Origin of the sequence: Rubritepida flocculans DSM 14296 (assembly GCF_000425365.1) — a bacterium.
Lineage (GTDB): Bacteria > Pseudomonadota > Alphaproteobacteria > Acetobacterales > Acetobacteraceae > Roseococcus > Roseococcus flocculans.
This window is the reverse complement of sequence record NZ_AUDH01000011.1, coordinates 15221-33344: the sequence shown is the minus strand read 5'-3', so window position 1 is coordinate 33344 and position 18124 is coordinate 15221. Positions and strand designations below refer to the sequence as shown.

Here is an 18124-nt window from a genome sequence, read left to right as displayed (position 1 = left end):
GGCTTCGATGGGAGCCCGTCAACCCTGCGCGCGATACGGACGGCATGATGGCATGCCGCCCGCATCAGACCTGGCTCGACCAGTCGGCCGGGACGAAGCGGAAGCCCTGCCCCTCCCGCGCGATGAAGCCGGTGGAGGGGAACATGTAATGGTAGCCCGTCACGCGCATGCGCTCGCTCGCCACCCGGTCGAAGACGCGGCGGCGGGTGGCGGCGGCCGCCTCGCCGTCGAAGTCGAAGACGATCTGCCAGTCCGGCCGGCGGGCGCCGATTTCCGGCCGGTTCGTGAGGTCGGCGAGGAACATCATCTGATCCGCCCCGTCCGCGACGTGATAGACGGTGTGCCCGGGCGTGTGCCCATGCGCGGAGACGGCGCGGATGCCGGGCGCCACCTCCTCGCCGTCGCGCACCTGGCGGATGCGGCCCTGGTAGGGGCCGAAACGGCGGGCGGTGTTGGCGAAGTTGGGGCGCTGGCCCTCCGGGCTGCGCGCCGCGTTCGCATCATCGCTCCACCAGGCCCATTCGGCGGCGGGGACGATGATCTCGGCGTTGGGGAAGGCGCGCTCGTTCTGCGCGGTGGTGAGGCCGGTGATGTGGTCGCCATGGAAATGGCTGACGATCACCCCGGTCACCCGCGCGGGGTCGAGCCCGGCGGCGCGCATATTGGCCGCCATCTGCCCGGCGGTGGGCGCCATCTGCGCGCCGGTGCCGGCGTCGAAGACATAGAGGCCGCGGGGCGTCTCGACGAAGGTGATGGTGAAGGGGATGGTGAGCTGATCGCCCGGCAGAAAGGCCTCGGCGAGCAGCGCCTGCACCTCGGCGGTGGGCACGCCGCGCACGAAGCCCTCCACGGGGCGGCGGAAGAACCCGTCATGCACGGTGGTGACGGTGAAGCCGCCCAGCTTGAAGCGGTAGAAGCCCGGCGCCTGCGCGGGGGCGGGCGGCGCGGCGGCCTGCTGCGCGGCGGCGGGCAGGGCCAGCGCGGCGGCGACGGCGGCGGAACCGGCGAACAGGCCTCGGCGATCGGTGTTCATGGGGCGTCTCTCCCTGGACCCTTGCGCAGATGGGTATGCCATGGGCGGACGCCAGGGGCGCAACGAAAACCCCTCGCATGGGCAGGGGCGTCAGGCCGCCGCGCGCAGCGCCGCCGGATCGGCGCCGAGGATGGCGCCCAGGTTCCGCTCGATCTTCTCGGCCGGCCAGTCCCACCAGGCGATGTCGAGCAGCGCGGCCACCGTCGCGTCGTCGAAGCGGCGACGGACTTCACGCGCCGGGTTGCCGGCGACGACGGCATAGGGCCGCACCGCGCGCGTCACCACGCTGCCCGCGCCGATGATCGCGCCGCTGCCGATGGTGATGCCGGGCAGGATCGTGGCGTGCGCCCCCACCCACACGTCATGGCCCAGCACCGTGTCGCCGCGCAGCTCGCCCTCGGGCGGCGGCGCGCCGCGCCAGCCGGGGAAGGCGCCGAAGGGGTAGGCCGAGACGCCGCGCGCGTCGTGGTTGCCGCCGTTCATCAGGAAGCGCACGCCCGTGGCGATCATGCAGAAACGGCCGATGACCAGCCGATCGCCGATGAAGTCGAACAGGTAGGAGACGCAGCGGGCCAGGAAATGCTCCGGCCCGTCCGGGTCGTCGTAATAGGTGAAATCGCCCACCTCCACCTGCGGGTGGTCCACCACCGCGCGCAGGAAGGCGAGGCGCGGCGCGCCGGGGATGGGGGTGCGGGCGAGCGGGTCCGGCGGCATCAGCCCAGGAAGCACTCCCCATGCTGGCGCGGCACGAAGCGGCCCGTGCCGGGCCTGGCCAGCACGCGCTCGCCGTCCCAGATGCGCGCGCCGCGCAGATAGGTGGCGGCCACGCGCGCGCGCATCGCCATGCCGTCATAGGGCGACCAGCGGGCGTTCTCGCGGTCCTGGATCTTCGTCGCGTCGAAGCGGAAGGCGCCGCGCTCCATCACCATGAGGTCGGCGTCGCAGCCGATGCGGATCGCGCCCTTCTTCGGGAAGAGGCCGTGGAAGCGCGCCGGGCGCTCGGCGCAGAGCGAGGCCATGAGGGTGAGCGGCAGGCCGCGCTCCTCGAGCAGGGTGAACATCAGCGGCGCGAAGCTCTGCAGCCCCGTCAGCCCGGCGCCGACGGCGAAGATGTCCCCGGCGTAGAGCTTGCGCTCGCGCGGCCAGGGCGCGTGGTCGGTGGAGACATAGGCGATCTTGCCGGCCGTGAGCGCCGCCCACATGCGCTCCACCTCCTCCCTGGTGCGGAAGGGCGGGTTGCATTTGCCGAAGCCCTCGAGGCGGATCAGGTCCTCCTCCGTCATGCAGAGATACTGGATGCAGGCCTCGCCCGAGGTGCGCGCGCCCTGGTTGCGGAACATCTCCGCCAGCGCGAAGCCGCGCGCCAGCGAGGAATGGGCGATGTGGACGTGGCAGCCCGTCTCCAGCGCCATCTCGAAGATCTCGAGATCCGCCATGCTTTCGGTGATGGGCGGGCGGGTGCGGCAATGCATGATGGGGTCGGTGCGGCCTGCCGCGCGGGCCTGGGCGGTGAGCTTCTCGACGAGCTCCTGGTCCTCGTTGTGGATCGCGACCATGAGGTTCGTCTTCGCGATCTCGGCGAAGGCGCGCAGCATGGTCGGGTGGTCGATGCGCGGGAAGCGCACGGGGTCGTACTCGTAGGTGGAGAGCTTGAAGGAGCAGACGCCGCCGGCGACGAGCCCCGCCACGTCCTCCACGTTCCCGTCCTTCCGCAGCGTGCCGTAGAGCGCCATGTCTACATGGGAGAGGCGGTTCACGTGCTCGATCTTCTCCGCGAGGATCGCGGCGTCCGTCACCGGGCGCGGCACGTCGTAGGGCATGTCCACGCAGGTGGTCACGCCGCCGGCGGCGGCGGACATGGAGGCGCCCTCGATGCCCGGCCAGCCGGTGCTGCTCGAGGTGTGCATGTGTCCGTCCACCAGCCCGGGGAAGACGAGCATGCCCGAATGGTCGGCCGTCTCGTCCGCCGCGGGGGGCGCGCCCTGGCCGATGGCCGCGATGGCCCCGCCCTTCACCGCCACATAGCCCCGTTCGAGGATCCGCTCGCCCAGAACCAGATCCCCGCGCACCACCAGATCGAACGCCATGCGCGCCGCCCCCCGCCGAGTGGACATGCCGGCCGCGCCCGATAGGATGCGCGCCGTCGTATGAAATCAGAGGCTAGGCGCGGGCGGCGGGTTCGCCAAGCGCCGGAGGCATGAGGAAGGCGCTGGCCATGCAGATGCACCCCGTGAAGGTCCACCCCTCCAAGGCGCTGCTCAAGCGCGAGGATCAGCTCGCCTGGAAGATCGCGGGCGTCGCCACCGACAAGGTTCCGGTGGAGAAGGAAGTGGCGGCGATGATCATCAACCGCATCATCGACAACGCCGCGGTGGCCATCGCGGCGATCAACCGCCGGCCCGTGGTCTCCGCGCGCGGCATGGCCCTCGGCCACCGCAAGAAGGAGGGCGGGGCGACGGTGTTCGGCGTCGCCTCCGGCACCACGGTCAGCCCGGAATGGGCGGCCTGGGCGAACGGCACGGCGGTGCGCGAGCTCGACATGCACGACACCTTCCTCGCCGCCGACTACTCGCACCCGGGCGACAACATCCCGCCCGTGCTGGCGGTGGCGCAGGCGATGGGGCGTTCGGGGCGCGACCTGATCCGCGGCCTCGCCACCGCCTACGAGATCCATATCGACCTGGTGCGCGCGATCTGCCTGCACGAGCACAAGGTGGACCACATCGCCCATCTCTGCCCCGCGGCGGCGGCGGGCATCGGCACGCTGCTCGGGCTGAAGCAGGAGGTGATCTTCCAGGCCGTGCAGCAGGCGCTGCACACCTCGATCAGCTTCCGCCAGTCGCGCAAGGGCGAGATCAGCTCCTGGAAGGCCTATGCGCCGGCGCATGCGGGCAAGCTCGCCGTCGAGGCGGTGGACCGCTGCATGCGCGGCGAGGGCGCGCCCTCGCCCATCTACGAGGGCGAGGACAGCGTGATCGCCTGGGTGCTCGCGGGCCGCACCCAGGCGGAGAAATTCGGGCGCAACACCGTCTATGACCCCGTGTACTACAACGTGCCGCTGCCCGCGCCGGGCGAGCCCAAGCGCGCGATCCTCGACAGCTACACCAAGGAGCACTCGGCCGAGTACCAGAGCCAGGCGCTGATCGACCTCGCCTTCCGCATGCGCGAGGGCATCACGGACTGGGACAGCATCGAGAAGATCACCATCCACACCAGCCATCACACCCATTACGTGATCGGCACCGGGGCGAACGACCCGCAGAAGATGGACCCGAAGGCGAGCCGCGAGACGCTCGACCACTCGATCATGTACATCTTCGCCGTGGCGCTGCAGGACGGCTTCTGGCACCATGTCGAGAGCTACACGCCCAAGCGCGCCTCGCGCCCCGACACGGTGCGGCTCTGGAACAAGATCGAGACGCGCGAGGATCCGGCCTGGACCGAGCGCTACCACTCCAAGGATCCCGACACGCTGGCCTTCGGCGGGCGGGTGGAAATCCTGTTCAAGGACGGCACGACGAAGGTGGACGAGCTCGGCGTGGCCAACGCGCACCCGCGCGGGGCGAAGCCCTTCGGCCGGGCGGACTACATCCGCAAGTTCCGCACCCTGACCGAGGGGATCATCACGACGCGCGAGGCCAACCGCTTCATCGAGGCGGCGGAGAACGTGCTGAGCCTCAAGGCGGGCGAGCTCTCCGCGCTCAACGTCGCGCTGCCGAAGGGCACGCTGGCCGAGAGCAAGCCGGGCATCTTCTGAGCGCGGCACGGGGCGGCGGGTTCACGCCGCCCCGAACAGCAGACCGTAGGGTAATACGGCCGGCGGCTACGCCGGACGTATCTCGCACGCCGGGTTGGTGGGCGGCGGCGTGCCAAAACAAAGACATACCAGCGGCCGCGCCGCAGCTTCAGCGGTCAAAGCAAGCGGCCGCTGGTATAACGCCCCGGCGCGAAGGTGGCGAAGAGCCCCGCCACCGCCAGCCCGCCCGCATTGGCCAGCATCGCCCTGCGGTGCGTGGCGATGCGCCCCGTGCGCGCCGCCCAGATGGCGAAGGGCACATTCACCAGCGTCACCACCGACAGGATGTGGATGGCCGAGAGATGCCCGCGCGAGGCGATCTCGAAGGAGGAGATCGCCGAGAGGAGCAGCATCGCCGCCGCCCCCCGCCCGATGAGACGATGCGCGAGGCGCCCCTTGGGCAGCGCCAGCACCGCAAGGATGCCCCCCAGCGCCAGGAGCGAGGCGGCGAGATGGAGATGGATCATGGACATGGCGGCGGGCCCGTCTATGTTGACGCCATCAACATACCCCTGATGTGAGCAATGTCAACATCCGAGAAGCCCTACCACCACGGCGATCTGCGCTCGGCCCTGCTCGACGCCGCCGACGCGCTGCTCGACCAGGGCGGAGATGGCGCCGTCTCGCTGCGCGAGGCCGCGCGCATGGCCGGCGTCTCCGCCACCGCCGCCTATCGCCACTTCGCGGACAAGGAGGCGCTGCTGGCCGCGCTCGCCGCCCGGCACTTCGCCGAGTTCGGCGCTGCCCTGGCCGGCAAGCCTCTCCCCGAGATGGGCCCCGCCTATGTGCGCTTCGCCCTGGCCCGCCCGGGCCGATTCCGGCTGATGTTCGGCCCGCTGCTGCGCCGGGCGGGCGGGCGACCGCCGCTGTCCGAGGCGGCCGGGGCGGCCTTCGCCGCGCTGAACGCCGCCGCCCCCTCGCCCGAGGCGGCCCTGCGCGCCTGGGCGCTGGTGCACGGCCTCGCCCATCTGCTGCTGGACGGCGCCATCCCCGCCGAGGATCCCGAGGCGGTGGTGGCCCGGCTGCTGACATGAGGGCGTTTCCGGCCTAATCCGCGCTGCATGAAGAAGCCCGTCATGCTCGTGATCCTCGATGGCTGGGGCCATCGCACCGAGGCGGAGGACAATGCGGTGGCGCTCGCCCGCACCCCGCGCTTCGACGCGCTCTGGGCCGCCTGCCCGCGCAACTTCCTGCGCACCTCGGGCCTCGATGTCGGGCTGCCGCCGGGGCAGATGGGCAACAGCGAGGTGGGCCACCTCAACATCGGCGCCGGCCGCGTGGTGATGCAGGATCTGCCGCGCATCGACGCGGCCATCGCGCAGGGCGAGCTCGGCGGCATGGCGCCGCTGCAGGCCTTCATCGCGGCGCTGCGCGCGAGCGGCGGCACGGCGCATCTCATCGGCCTCGTCTCGCCCGGCGGCGTGCACAGCCACCAGGACCATGGCGTGGCGCTGGCGCGGTTGCTGGACCATGCAGGCATCCCCGTCGCGCTGCACGCCCTGACGGATGGGCGCGACACGCCGCCCCGCTCGGCCCCCGCCGCGCTCGCCGCCGTGGAGCAGGGGCTCTCGGGCCTCTCGCGCACGCGGCTTGCCACCCTCATCGGCCGCCACTGGGCGATGGATCGCGACAACCGCTGGGAGCGGGTGGAGAAGGCCTGGCGCGCCATGGTGCTCGCCGAGGGCGAGGCGGCGGCCAGCGCCCAGGCCGCGCTCGCCGCCGCCCATGCGCGCGACGTGACGGACGAGTTCATGCCCGCCACCGTGCTGCCCGGCCATGCCGGGATGAAGGACGGCGACGGCGTGCTCTGCTTCAATTTCCGGGCCGACCGGGTGCGGGAAATCCTCGCTGCGCTGCTCGACCCCGGCTTCGCCGGCTTCGCCCGGCCCCGCGCGCCGCGCTTCGCCGCGGCACTCGGCATGACGGAGTATTCGCGCGAGCTGAACGCCTGGATGGCGACGCTCTTCCCGCCGCAATCCATGGCCGACATCCTGGGCGCCGTGGTCAGCGCCGCGGGGCTTCGCCAGCTCCGCATGGCGGAGACGGAGAAATACCCACACGTCACCTATTTCCTGAACGGCGGGGAGGAGACCCCCTTCCCGGGCGAGGAGCGCATCCTCGTGCCCTCGCCCAAGGTCGCGACCTATGACCTCCAGCCCGAGATGAGCGCGCCCGAACTCGCGCGCCGCGCGGTGGAGGCCATCCGCTCCGGCGCGCAGGATCTGATCGTGCTGAACTTCGCCAATGCCGACATGGTGGGCCACACGGGCAGCCTGCCGGCCGCCATCCGCGCCTGCGAGGCGGTGGACGCGGGGCTCGGCCTGATCGCCGACGCCATCGCGGCGGCCGGGGGCGCGCTGCTCGTCACCGCCGACCACGGCAACGCCGAGCTGATGCGCGACCCCGCGACCGGCGGCCCGCACACCGCCCACACCACCCATGTGGTGCCGGTGCTGCTGATGGGCGGGCCGGAGGGCGCGGTGCTGCGCGAGGGCCGGCTTGCGGACATCGCGCCCACCCTGCTCGCGCTGATGGGGCTCGACCAGCCCGCGGCCATGACCGGGCGCAGCCTGTTGGCGTAGCGCGCGGCGCGTGCCACATCAGCCGGGCAAATGCGGGGGGCGAGCATGGCGCTGCGCGTGGCGGTCCAGATGGACCCGATCGAATCCATCAACATCGAGGCCGACAGCACCTTCGCGCTGATGCTGGAGGCGCAGGCGCGCGGCCATGCGCTGTGGCACTACCATGTGCGCCACCTCTCGCTGCACGCGGGCCGCGTCATCGCGCAGGCCCACCCCGTCACGGTGCGGCGCGAGAAGGGCAACCACTTCACCTTCGGCGCGCCCGTCGAGCTCGACCTCGCGCGCGACGCCGACGTGGTGCTGATGCGCCAGGATCCGCCCTTCGACATGGCCTACATCACGGCCACGCACATCCTCGAGCACATCCACCCGCACACCCTCGTGGTGAACGACCCCGCGAGCGTGCGCAACGCGCCCGAGAAGCTCTTCGTCACCCATTTCCCGGACCTGATGCCCGAGACGCTGGTGACGGCGGACACGCAGCAAATCCGCCGCTTCCGCGCGAAGCATGGCGACATCATCGTCAAGCCCCTGTTCGGCAACGGCGGGGCGGGCGTCTTCCACATCCGCCCCGATGATCCGAACCTCAACGCGCTGATCGAGATGTTCACCGAGCGCTCGCGCGAGCCGCTGGTGGTGCAGCAATACCTCCCCGCCGTGCGCTTCGGCGACAAGCGCGTGATCCTGGTGGACGGCGAGGCGATGGGCGCCATCAACCGCGTCCCGGCCGAGGGCGAGGCGCGCAGCAACATGCATGTCGGCGGAAGGCCGGAGCCCACGACGCTGACCGAGCGCGAGCGCGAAATCTGCGCGCGCATCGGCCCCGAGCTAAGGAAGCGCGGGCTGATCTTCGTGGGGATCGACGTGATCGGCGGCTATCTCACCGAGATCAACGTCACCTCGCCCACCGGGCTGCAGGAGCTGGCGCGCTTCGAGGGCGTGCATCTCGAACGCGCGATCTGGGACGCGATCGAGGCGCGGCGGGGCTGAGGGCCGGCGCGCCTGACAAGCCCCCCCCGCGCGCCCGCCGGCCGTATCAGCGCGCCCCCTCCTCCTCGCCCGCGCGCGCCAGCGCGGCGGCGATCAGCGCGCTGAACGCATCCCCGCCGCAGCCGCAGCCCAGCGCCGCCTCCGCCCCGCGATGCACGCAGAAAGGGTGCCCCGCGCAGGCGGCGGCCAGCGCCGCCCCGCCGGCGAAGCGGCCCGATGGCGCCTCCCCGCCGGCCAGGCGCCGCGGCAGCCCGGCACGGCGCCGCGGCCCGGGCGGGGCGGGCTGCACCCTGCCCTCCAGCACCGTGCCCCAGACCGGGATGTCCTTCAGCGCCTCGGGCGGCACGGCGTAGGGGCTTTCCTCCAGCAGCGTGAAGTTGGCGAGCTTGCCGGGCGTGATGGAGCCCAGCTCGTTCTCCAGCCGGATGGAGGCGGCCGCCTCCACCGTCATGGCCCGCAGCGCGAGGTCGAGCGGGATGCGCTGCTCCTCGCCCATCACGGTCCCCTCGGCCGTCAGGCGGGTGACGGCGGCCCAGATGAGCGTGAGCGGGTGCGCGGGCGCCATCGGCATGTCCGAGTGCAGGGAGATGGGCAGGCCGGCCTCCGCCGCCTCTCGCAGCGGCACCATGCGGCGCGCCCGCGCCGGCCCGAGCCCCACCTCGGCGTAGCGCCCCGCCAGCGCCGTCACGTAGTAGGGATTCGCGCTGACGATGCAGCCGAGCCTGGCGGCGAGGCGGATCTGCTCCGGCGCGGCGAAGCCGAAATGCACGATGGTGGTGCGGTGGTCGAAGCGCGGCCGGCGGCGCATCGCGCGCTCGAGGTTGGCGAGCAGCACGTCCAGGCCGCCATCGCCGTTGTTGTGGATGTGGATCTGGTAGTCGGCGTCCCAGTAGGTCTGGAAGGCGAGGGAGAACACCTCCGGGTCCATGATCCAGGCGCCGCGGTGGCCGTCGGTGTAGCCGTCGCGCATCTGCATGAGCTGGCTGTAGATCGCGCCGTCGAGCAGGAGCTTGATCTGCTTCGGCAGCCAGCGCACGCGCCCCGCGCCCCAGGCCAGGGGCTTCTGCGCCTCCCGCAACTGCGCGGCGCCATCGCCCGGGAACATGGCGGCGAAGGATTTCCCGTCGGGGATGAAGTAGTGGTTGAAGGGCGTCGTATCCGGCGCATAGACGGCGTTGATCGCGTCCTGCAGCGGCTTGGCGTAGAAGCCGCCCGGCTCGGCGGCGGTCGTGATGCCGTTGCGGTGGTAGAGGCCCACGGTGAACTCGAGCCCCCGGCGCATCCGCTCGGGTGTCGCGATCAGCGGCGCGATGCGCTCCATCAGCTTCAGCGCGCCCTGCTCGTAGAAGTGCCCCGCGGCGGGATCGGCCTGCGCGGCCTCGCTCGGCGTGAAGCTGCCGAGGAAGGCCTCGTCCATCCGCAGCCGCTGCATCAGCGCGGTGTTGAGGTGGAAGGCGTGGGTGCTGCGGTGCCACACCACCACCGGCGTCTCGCCCGCCTGCGCGTCCAGCCAGGCGCGGGAGATGGGGCCGTGGAACTGCGGATGATAGCCCCAGGTGATGAAGGGCGCGCCGGGCGTGCGGGCCCGGTGCGCGGCCAGCGCCTCGGCGAAGCGGCGGCGGTAGCCCGCCTCGTCGCGCGCGGCGGGGCTGAAGCCGCCGGCCGTGTCCCAGTCCTCGATGGCGATGACCTCGGAAACCATGGTGAGGCTCGAGAGCACCGGATGCACGTGCTGCTCGATGAAGCCCGGCAGCACCACCTTTCCCTCGAAGCTGCGGTCCACGCGGAAGGGCTGGTCCCCCGCCAGGGCCTGCAGCTCGGCCAGGCTGCCCACCGCGGCGATGCGATCGCCCACCACGGCCACCGCCTCGGCGCGCGGCTGGCGCGGGTCCATGGTGATGACCTCGCGCGCGAGGTGGATCACGGCCTCGCGCTGGGGAGCGATGCGGTCGAGCAGATCCTGCGGGCCGAGCGCCCGGGCCGAGGCCCCGCGGGCCGCGGCGAGGCCCAGCGTGGCGCCGGCGAGGTGGCGGCGGGTGGTCGGCATCGCGGCGTCTCCGGCGGGGTTGGTCGGCGGGGCGCATCGTCGCGGGCGGCCGCCGCGCCGGTCAAGGAGATGAGGGGCGGGCCTGATCGCCTCTTCCCGCAGCATGCGTCCCGGGCGCCCGCGAAGCCCGCCGAGGCCGAACGGCCCCGGAGGGAGGCGAGGGCGCGAGGGGCCGCGCCGCAGGGCCATCCCGGCGCCTCACCTCGCCCTCGACACAACCCATGCTGGTGCTTCATGATGCGGATGCACCAATCCGTCGGCTCCGCGCCCCGGGGCTGGGCCGATGCCGGGCTGTGAGAGGTTCGACCGCGCTTGTCCATCCATGTCCCCACGCTGCTGCTGACGAGCAGCGCGACCTCGGCCCTTCTGGGACTGCTGTTCCTGGTCGTCGGCCGGGCGGGGCCCTCCGCGGCGGCGCTGCGGCGCTTCGGCCTCGGCTGTCTTCTGGCGGCGCTGGGCGTCCTGCTCCTCGCGGCGCGCGGCGCGATCCCCGACCGGCTCTCCATCGACGTCGCGAATGGGGTGGTGCTGCTGAGCTACGGCCTGGTGCTGTCGGCGGCGCGCGCCAGCGCCGGCCGCGAGACGCCGCCCTGGGCGCTGCTGGCGGGCCCGCTGCTGTGGCTGGCGGCCTGCCAGGTTCCGGCCTTCTACGCCTCGCTGAACGCCCGGGTGGCGCTCGTCGCCACCATTCTGGCGGCCTATTGCTTCGCCGGGGCCCTGGCCCTGGGGCGCGCCGAGGACCGCTCCCTCTCCAGCCGCTGGATCGCGGTGGCGCTGCTCGCGGTGCATGGCGCGATCTACGCGGCGCGCCTGCCGCTGACCTGGGTGGCGCCCCTGCCCGGGGCGGGTGCCGCCCTGCCCTCGGGCCCCTGGTTCGCCATCCTCACCCTCGAATCCCTGCTGCACCTCGTCGGGCTCGCCTTCGCCTTCCTCGCCATGGAGAGGGAAAGGGCCGAGGCGCGGACGCGCCGCAGCCTGATCGCCGCCCGCGACGCCGCCGCCGACGCCAGCGAGGCCAAATCCCGCTTCCTGGCGCGCATGACGCATGAGCTGCGCACGCCGCTCAACAGCGTGCTCGGCATCGCGCAGAGCCTGGTGCGCGACGACCGGCTGAGCGAGGAGCAGCGCCAGCAGGTGGTGACGCTGGAGCGCGCGGGCCAGCACCTGCTGGATGTGGCCAACGACGTGCTGCACCTCGCCACCGTGGAGGCGGGCAAGCTCCAGCTCCGCGAGGGGCCCATCGCGCTGGCCGGCTTCATGGAGAGCTGCCTCGCCCTCGCGCGGCCGGCGGCGCTCGGCAAGCGCATCGCCCTCTCCGGCGAGGCGGCGGAGGATCTGCCCGTCGCGGTGCGGGGCGATGCGACGCGGCTGCGCCAGATCCTGCTCAACCTCCTCAACAATGCCGTGAAGCACACGCCCGAGGGCGGAGAGGTTCGGCTGCGCCTGCATCGCGCGCGGCCGGAAGGCTGGCTGCGCTTCGAGGTGCTGGACAACGGCCCCGGCATCCCGCCCGAGAAGCGGGGCGAGCTGTTCCGGGAGTTCGGCCGCATCGAGCCCTCCCCGGAGAACGAGTTCGGCAGCGGGGGGCTTGGCCTGGCCATCTCGGCCGCGCTGGCCTCCGCCATGCGCGGGCGCATCGGCTGCGAGGCCGGCGAGGGCGGCCGGGGCAGCCTGTTCTGGGTCGAGCTCCCTCTGCCGGAGTGCCCGCCCCCTGCGGAGGCGGAGAGGGAGGCGGACGCCCCTCCGCCCAGCCCGCGCCGCCGCGTGCTGGTGGTGGACGACCTCGCGCCCAACCGCCTCGTCGCGCGCATCCTGCTCGAAAGCGCCGGGCATGAGGTGATGCTCGCCTCGGGCGGGGCGGAGGCGGTGGCCGCCGCGGCGCGGGGCGGGGTGGATGTGGTGCTGATGGACGTGCACATGCCCGGCATGGACGGGGTGGAGGCCACGCGCCGCATCCGCGAGGCGGAGGGGCGGGGACAGCGCATGCGCATCTACGCCGTGACGGCGGATACGGCGCCGGAACAGCTCGAGCGCTGCCGCGCCGCGGGCATGGACGGGCACCTGCTCAAGCCCATCGACCGGCAGAGCCTGCTGGCCCTCGTCGAGGGGCGCGACGCCGCCCTCGCCCTCGGGCGATAGGATCGGGGGGCGGGGCGGAGCGCGCCGCCCGAATGCGGCGCGGAAGGACGCAGCCTTCCCGACACTTCCGCGCCGCTCCGCCACATCCGCCCCAGAGCCGAACGATTCCATACGCTTAACGGCACGGTCCGGCGGCATGGATTTGTTAACCACCTCCCACCGCAACCTGTGTGGAGGGAGGGATGGCGGGGAAGATCGGGCGTCGGGCGGCCCTGGCGGGGATGGCGGCGGCGCCGCTCAGCACCCTGGTGCTGCCGGGACACACGCGCCACCTCCACCTGCAGCCGCTGGACCCGGCCTGGCTCGCCTTCCGCCACCGCTATCTGCGCGCCGAAGGCCGTGTGGTGGACGACGGCCGCGGCGGCATCTCCCACAGCGAGGGCCAGGGCTTCGCCATGCTGCTGGCGCAGCGCGCGGGGGACGTCGAGGCCTTCGAGGCCATGTGGGCCTGGACGCGCCAGCGCCTCGCCCGCCCCTCGGATGCGCTGATGAGCTGGCGCTTCACGCCCCGTCCCGGGGAGGCGCCGCACGACCCGAACAACGCGACGGATGGCGACCTGTTCCTGGCCTGGTCGCTCGCCGAGGCCGGGCAGCGCTGGAACCGGCCCGACTTCGCGCGGGCCGGCCAGGCCATCGCCCGCGACATCCTGCGCCTCGCCACGCGCGAGGCGAACGGGCGCCTGCTGCTGCTGCCCGGCGTGCAGGGCTTCGCCCAGCGCGACGCCGTGGTGGTCAACCCCTCCTACTACGTGTTTCCCGCCTTCGCCGCGCTCGAGCGGCTGACCGGCGAGCCGGGCTGGGCGCGGCTGCGGCGCGACGGGCTCGATCTGCTGGAGCAGTGCCGCTTCGGCCGCTGGGGCCTGCCGGCCGACTGGGTGCGGGTGCCGCTCGGCGCCGGGCGGGTGGCGCCCGCCCACGGCTTTCCGCCCCGCTTCGCCTATGACGCGGTGCGCGTGCCTCTCTACCTCGCCTGGGCCGGGGAGGACGGCGCCCCCGCGCTCGCCGCCGCGCATCGCTTCTGGCTCGACCCCGCGCTGCGGCTGCTGCCCGCCTGGACCGACCTGCGCACCGACGAGGTCGCGCCCTATCCGGCCCCGAGCGGCACGCTGGGCATCGCCCGCCTCGTCCATGGGCTGCGCAGCGGCCGGGCCGTGGCGCTGCGCGGCCCGCAGGCGGCGGAGAACTACTACGCCGCCGCGCTCGGCCTGCTGGCGCGCGAGGCGGCCGCGGCCCGCCGGCTCCCGCTTGAAGACGCCTGACCCTTCCTCACCTTTCCTCACAAATCCGATCCTTCGGATGGAGCTGTCGTGCGCCAGAGTGACCGCCTCGCGGAAGACGCGCCGGAGGATCCCTGCGGCCTCGTTCTGATCGCCGACGACCGCGAGACGATCTGCCAGCCGCTCGGCGTCATGGTGCGCGGCGCGGGGTATGGGGTCCGCCAGCTTCGCCCGGGCGAGCTGGGCGCGGCTCTGGAGGAGGGTGGGGCGATGGCCGTCATCACCGGGATCAGCCGCTGGACCGGCGGCGCGGCGGAGGCGCTCCTGCTCGTGGGCGGCAGCGGCGCGCGCGCCAGCGTGCTGCTCGTCTCCGGCGCGCCGGCGAGCGAGCTCGAGCTCGCGCGGCGCCTGGGCCCGCCGCTCGGCGTGGACCATGCCGAGGCGCTGGCGCTGCCGCTCCATGCGCGCGAGCTGCGCGGCTTCCTCTCCCGCGCGGCCGCAAGGCGGCGCGGCGGCGGGCGCCCGCGCCATGGCGCCTGACGGGGCGCCGCCGCGCCGGGCGCCGCCGCCCCCGGGCTTGGCGCCCGCGCCCGCGCCCCCGGCCCGCAACGGGCTGCGTCGCCCCATCCTGCTGGTGACGCTGTGCCTGCTCGTCACCGTGCTGGCGGGGGCCGCGCTGGTTCTCGCCCTCGACCTGCGGCAGACGGAACGCCAGGCCGAATTCGCGGCCGGCACGGCGCAGACCCTCGCCCGCCAGATGGAGCGGGCCCTCCGGCCCGCCATCGCCGCCATGGCGGAAGCGCGCGACGAGTTCCTGGCCTCCGCGGCGACGGGGGAGGCCCTGCAGAAGCACATGGCCGCCCTGCTCCGCCGCGCCGCGGACGATTATCACGTGGTGAACAGCTACGGGCTTCTCGACCCGGAGGGACGGGTGATCGCGAGTTCCGCGGCGCAGGTGCCGCCGGGCACGAGCGTGGCGGCGCGCCCCTTCTTCCAGGCCGCGCAGGCCGCCCCCCTGGGCGAACTCGCGATCGCCCCGCCCGCGCTCGGCCGCCTCGGCGGCGCGCGCGGCAAGCCCATCTTCGCCCTGGTGCAGCGCTTCGCCGATCCGGCCGGCGAGGCGCGGGGCGTGATCGGCGCCAACATCTCCGTCGCCTACATCGCCGATGCGCTGGGGGTGATCGCCGCGCTCGGCCAAGGGAGCGCGGAGCTGCTCGGGCTCGATGGAACCCTGCTCGCCAGCTCCCTCCACGCCGGCGATCCCGCGGTGGTGCCGACGGGGCGGGTGCCGCCGCCGGCCGCGGCGGGTTCCTCCTGGGCGGCCGCCCCGGCGCATGGGTGGAGCAGCGTCGCGGGCGGCCCCGAGGGGCGGCGGATCCTGGTCGCCTGGCAGAGGGTGGCGGAGCTGCCCGTGCTGGTGCGCGTGGCCATGCCGAGCCGCGCCCTCTGGCTCGGCCTCTCGCGCAATGGCCTCGCGGTCGTCGCCTTCGCCGCGCTGCTCTGCGTCGTGCTGCTGGCGGGGGCGCGGCTGCTGCGCGCCGAGGCGAGGGGGCGCGAGGCGGCGGAGGGCCAATCGGCGCGGCGGCTCTCCACCCTGGTCGAGGTCTCCGCCGGGCTGCAGGACGTGATCGAGCCGCAGGAGGCGCTGCGGCGGATCGTGCGCGGCGCGCGGCGGCTGCTGCCGGCCTCGGAGGTGCGCGCGCTGCTCATCCCCGGCGACGGGGGCGATGTGATCGTCCATGGCGAGAAGCCCGCCACGGGCGCGCCCGAGGGCCGGGACGCCGGCCCGCACCCCCCCGCCTGGCTCAGCCTGCCGCTGCGCGACGATGCGGGGGAGTATCTCGGGGTGCTCGAGGTGTTCGGCCCCGACGCCCGGGCCATCGGCGCGGAGGACCGTTCGGCGCTGCAGCAGGTGGTGGCCCTGGGCGAGGCGGCGCTGCGGCGCGGGCGGCTGCTTACCCACCTCTCGGCGGCCGCCGCCGAGGCCGAGGCGGCGCGCTCGGAGCTGGAGCGCATCTGCGACACCATCCATGACGGGTTCTGCGCCCTGGACCGGGCCGGGCGCTTCACCTACGCCAACCCCGCCGCGGCCCGGCTGCTCGGCGTCGAGGCGCGCCAGCTTCTCGGCCGGGCCCTGCCGGAGCTGCTGCCCGAGGCGGGGCCGGCCCTGGCCGCCGCCCTGGCCCGCCCCGCCAGGCAGGAGCGCGAGATCGCCCTGCCCATCGGGCGCTATGCGCAGCTCCGCCTGGTGCCCAGCGGCGGCGGCTTCGCCCTGTTCCTGCGCGACGTGACCATCGCGCGCGAGGCCGAGCAGCTCCGCCGCACCGCCGAGCGGCTGGAGGCGCTGGGCGCGCTGACGGGCGGCGTGGCGCACGACTTCAACAACCTGCTGACCGTGGTGATCGGCAACGCCGAGGCGCTGGCCGAGGCGCTGGAGGACCAGCCGCCGCTCGCCCATTCCGCCGGGCTGATCCTGGGCGCGGCCGAACGCGCGGCCGGGCTGATCCGGCGCATGATGGCCTTCGCCCGGCGTCAGCCCCTCTCGCCCGTCCCCACCGACGTGGCCGCGCTGGTGGAGGATCTGCTGCCCCTGCTGCGCCAGAGCCTGGGAGAGCGCGTGCGGCTGCTGCTGCGGCTGCAGCCCGGCCTGCCGCCCGCGCTGGTGGACCCCGTGCAGCTCGAGAACGCGCTGCTCAACCTCGCCCTCAACGCGCGCGACGCCATGCCCGCGGGCGGCACGCTGCGGATCGAGCTGGAGGCGGAGACGCTCGACGCCGCCGCGCTCGCCGAGTTCAGCGAGGCCGCCCCGGGCGAGTTCCTGCGGCTGAGCGTGACCGATGACGGGCAGGGCATGCCCCCGGAGGTGGCGCGACGGGCCTTCGAGCCCTTCTTCACCACGAAGCCGCCCGGCGCCGGCTCGGGGCTGGGGCTGGCCACCGTCTATGGCTTCGTCCGCCAGTCGCGCGGCTGCATCGGGCTCGACACGGCCCCGGGGCGTGGAACCAGCGTCATCCTGCATCTTCCGGCCGCGGTCGCGGCGCCGGGCGAGGCCGCGCCCGCCCTGCCCGAGCCGGCGCCGGCCGAGCCGGACGCGCCCGCCGCGGAGGCCCTGTCGCCCCTGCATGTGCTGGTGGTGGAGGACCAGGCGGCGCTGCGCGAGCAGATCGCGGCCATGCTGCGCGAGCTCGGCCATTCCGCGACCCTCGCCGCCGAGGGCGAGGCGGCGCTTGCCCTGCTGCGCGGGGGCTTGCGCCCCGATGTCCTGCTCAGCGACGTGGTGCTGCCCGGCGGCATGGACGGGGCGGCGGTGATGCGCGAGGCGCAGGCCCTGCTGCCGGGGCTGCCGGCCATCCTGATGTCGGGCTTCGCGGCGCAGCTCTACGACGCCTCGGGCGCGCTGCCCGAGGGGCTGCGCCTGCTCGAGAAGCCCTTCCGGCGACAGGATCTCGCCCGGCGGCTGCAGCTCCTCGCCGGGCGGCGCGCGCGGCCGGGCGATCTTCCCCCTGCCCATGCCGAGCCTGAAGGGGTAATCCCTTCGGGGAAGGCTGCGGCAATGGGAAGCTCATGGACATCCTGATCGTCGAGGATGAGCCGGACATCGCGACGCTGATCGCCCGGGCGCTTCAGCGCGAGGTGCTGGCCGCGCGGCAGGCGCCCAACCTCGCCGAGGCCCGCCGCGCCATCGCCGAGCGGCAGCCGGCCGTGCTTCTGGTGGATCTCGGCCTCGCCGACGGCTCGGGGCTCCAGCTCGTGCGCGAGATGGCGGGGCAGGGGCCCTTCATCATGGTGGTCAGCGGCCAGGGCGACGAGGTGGACCGCGTGCTCGCGCTCGAGCTCGGCGCGGATGATTTCGTCTGCAAGCCCTTCTCGGCGCGCGAGCTGGTGGCCCGGGTGCGCGCGCTGCTCCGGCGCGGGGAGCCGCGCCCCCAGCGGGCGGCGGAGGGCCCGCCCGAGCCGCTTGTGGTGGCCGGGGTGCGGCTCGATCCGGCCCGGCTGCGCATCGCCCGGGAGGATGGCCCCGAGCTGCGGCTGACGGCGGCCGAGGCGGGGCTGCTGGAGCTTCTGCTGCGCCGCCCCGGCCAGGTGGTGGAGCGCGAGGAGGTCTATGAGCTCGTGCTGGGCCGGCGGCTGCTGCCGCAGCAGCGCGGGGTGGATCAGCTCGCCTCCTCGCTGCGCCAGAAGCTCGCGCAGTTGAGCGCGGACCGCATCGAGATCGCCTCCGTCCGCGGCCGGGGCTACCGGCTGGTGATCGGATGACGGGGGCCGCTCCGCGGGGCGAGTGACGCGGCCTGCCTGGGCGCCGCAGGCATCGCGCACGCC

14 protein-coding genes are annotated in these 18124 nt (G+C 73.8%); 9 read left to right on the top strand and 5 right to left on the bottom strand.

Going from position 1 to position 18124, the window contains the following annotated elements; all coding sequences use genetic code 11:
* Positions 1-64 precede the first annotated feature (64 nt).
* The 3 genes from H596_RS0111165 to H596_RS0111155 form a co-directional block, all read right to left on the bottom strand.
* Positions 65-1033 (bottom strand): MBL fold metallo-hydrolase, encoded by a 969-nt coding sequence (locus tag H596_RS0111165; RefSeq protein ID WP_027284964.1) that lies wholly within the window; start codon positions 1031-1033, stop codon positions 65-67.
* Positions 1034-1123: 90 nt separating this feature from the next.
* Positions 1124-1747, bottom strand: coding sequence for a CatB-related O-acetyltransferase (locus H596_RS24845; protein WP_027284963.1), 624 nt, complete (start codon positions 1745-1747; stop codon positions 1124-1126).
* On the bottom strand, positions 1747-3120 hold the full coding sequence (locus H596_RS0111155) for a dihydroorotase (RefSeq protein ID WP_027284962.1): 1374 nt from the start codon (positions 3118-3120) through the stop codon (positions 1747-1749). Before H596_RS0111155 ends, H596_RS24845 begins: the two co-directional genes overlap by 1 nt.
* 128 nt (positions 3121-3248) lie before the next feature.
* Here H596_RS0111155 and H596_RS0111150 point away from each other — a divergent pair, with 128 nt between their 5' ends.
* Positions 3249-4790, top strand: a complete 1542-nt coding sequence (locus H596_RS0111150; RefSeq protein ID WP_027284961.1) for an MmgE/PrpD family protein — start codon at positions 3249-3251, stop codon at positions 4788-4790.
* 155 nt (positions 4791-4945) lie between these two features.
* Here H596_RS0111150 and H596_RS0111145 read toward each other — a convergent pair whose 3' ends face one another.
* A complete protein-coding gene (locus tag H596_RS0111145) occupies positions 4946-5302 on the bottom strand; it encodes a DUF2306 domain-containing protein (protein WP_037301015.1) in 357 nt (118 codons plus the stop codon).
* 51 nt (positions 5303-5353) lie between these two features.
* On the opposite strand from H596_RS0111145, the gene H596_RS0111140 reads away from it, so the two are divergent.
* From H596_RS0111140 to gshB, 3 genes are read left to right on the top strand one after another with little or no spacing between them, the layout of a single operon-like run.
* Complete coding sequence (locus H596_RS0111140; protein ID WP_027284959.1) at positions 5354-5863, top strand: TetR-like C-terminal domain-containing protein; 510 nt, start codon at positions 5354-5356, stop codon at positions 5861-5863.
* 27 nt (positions 5864-5890) lie between these two features.
* Positions 5891-7411 carry a 2,3-bisphosphoglycerate-independent phosphoglycerate mutase gene (gene gpmI, locus H596_RS0111135; protein WP_027284958.1) on the top strand — a complete coding sequence of 507 codons (1521 nt, stop codon included), beginning with the start codon at positions 5891-5893 and terminating at the stop codon, positions 7409-7411.
* A 30-nt stretch (positions 7412-7441) separates the two neighbouring features.
* Positions 7442-8401, top strand: a complete 960-nt coding sequence (gshB, locus tag H596_RS0111130) for a glutathione synthase (protein WP_037301013.1) — start codon at positions 7442-7444, stop codon at positions 8399-8401.
* Positions 8402-8447: 46 nt separating this feature from the next.
* Here the strand turns inward: gshB and H596_RS21165 are convergent, their stop codons facing one another.
* Entirely contained in the window at positions 8448-10448 is a 2001-nt protein-coding gene (locus H596_RS21165; protein WP_051212830.1) for an amidohydrolase, read from the bottom strand.
* A gap of 312 nt (positions 10449-10760) precedes the next feature.
* On the opposite strand from H596_RS21165, the gene H596_RS22940 reads away from it, so the two are divergent.
* The 5 genes from H596_RS22940 to H596_RS0111100 all read left to right on the top strand — a co-directional run bounded on the left by H596_RS22940 (position 10761) and on the right by H596_RS0111100 (position 18061).
* Positions 10761-12587 carry a hybrid sensor histidine kinase/response regulator gene (locus tag H596_RS22940; RefSeq protein ID WP_051212828.1) on the top strand — a complete coding sequence of 609 codons (1827 nt, stop codon included), beginning with the start codon at positions 10761-10763 and terminating at the stop codon, positions 12585-12587.
* A 182-nt stretch (positions 12588-12769) separates the two neighbouring features.
* Positions 12770-13846 carry a glycosyl hydrolase family 8 gene (locus H596_RS0111115; RefSeq protein ID WP_027284956.1) on the top strand — a complete coding sequence of 359 codons (1077 nt, stop codon included), beginning with the start codon at positions 12770-12772 and terminating at the stop codon, positions 13844-13846.
* 48 nt (positions 13847-13894) lie between these two features.
* A complete protein-coding gene (locus H596_RS24150; RefSeq protein ID WP_027284955.1) occupies positions 13895-14344 on the top strand; it encodes a hypothetical protein in 450 nt (149 codons plus the stop codon).
* Between the two features lie 37 nt (positions 14345-14381).
* Positions 14382-17381, top strand: coding sequence for an ATP-binding protein (locus H596_RS22935; protein WP_169579865.1), 3000 nt, complete (start codon positions 14382-14384; stop codon positions 17379-17381).
* Positions 17369-18061 carry a response regulator transcription factor gene (locus H596_RS0111100; RefSeq protein ID WP_027284954.1) on the top strand — a complete coding sequence of 231 codons (693 nt, stop codon included), beginning with the start codon at positions 17369-17371 and terminating at the stop codon, positions 18059-18061. Before H596_RS22935 ends, H596_RS0111100 begins: the two co-directional genes overlap by 13 nt.
* The last annotated feature ends 63 nt before the right edge of the window (positions 18062-18124 follow it).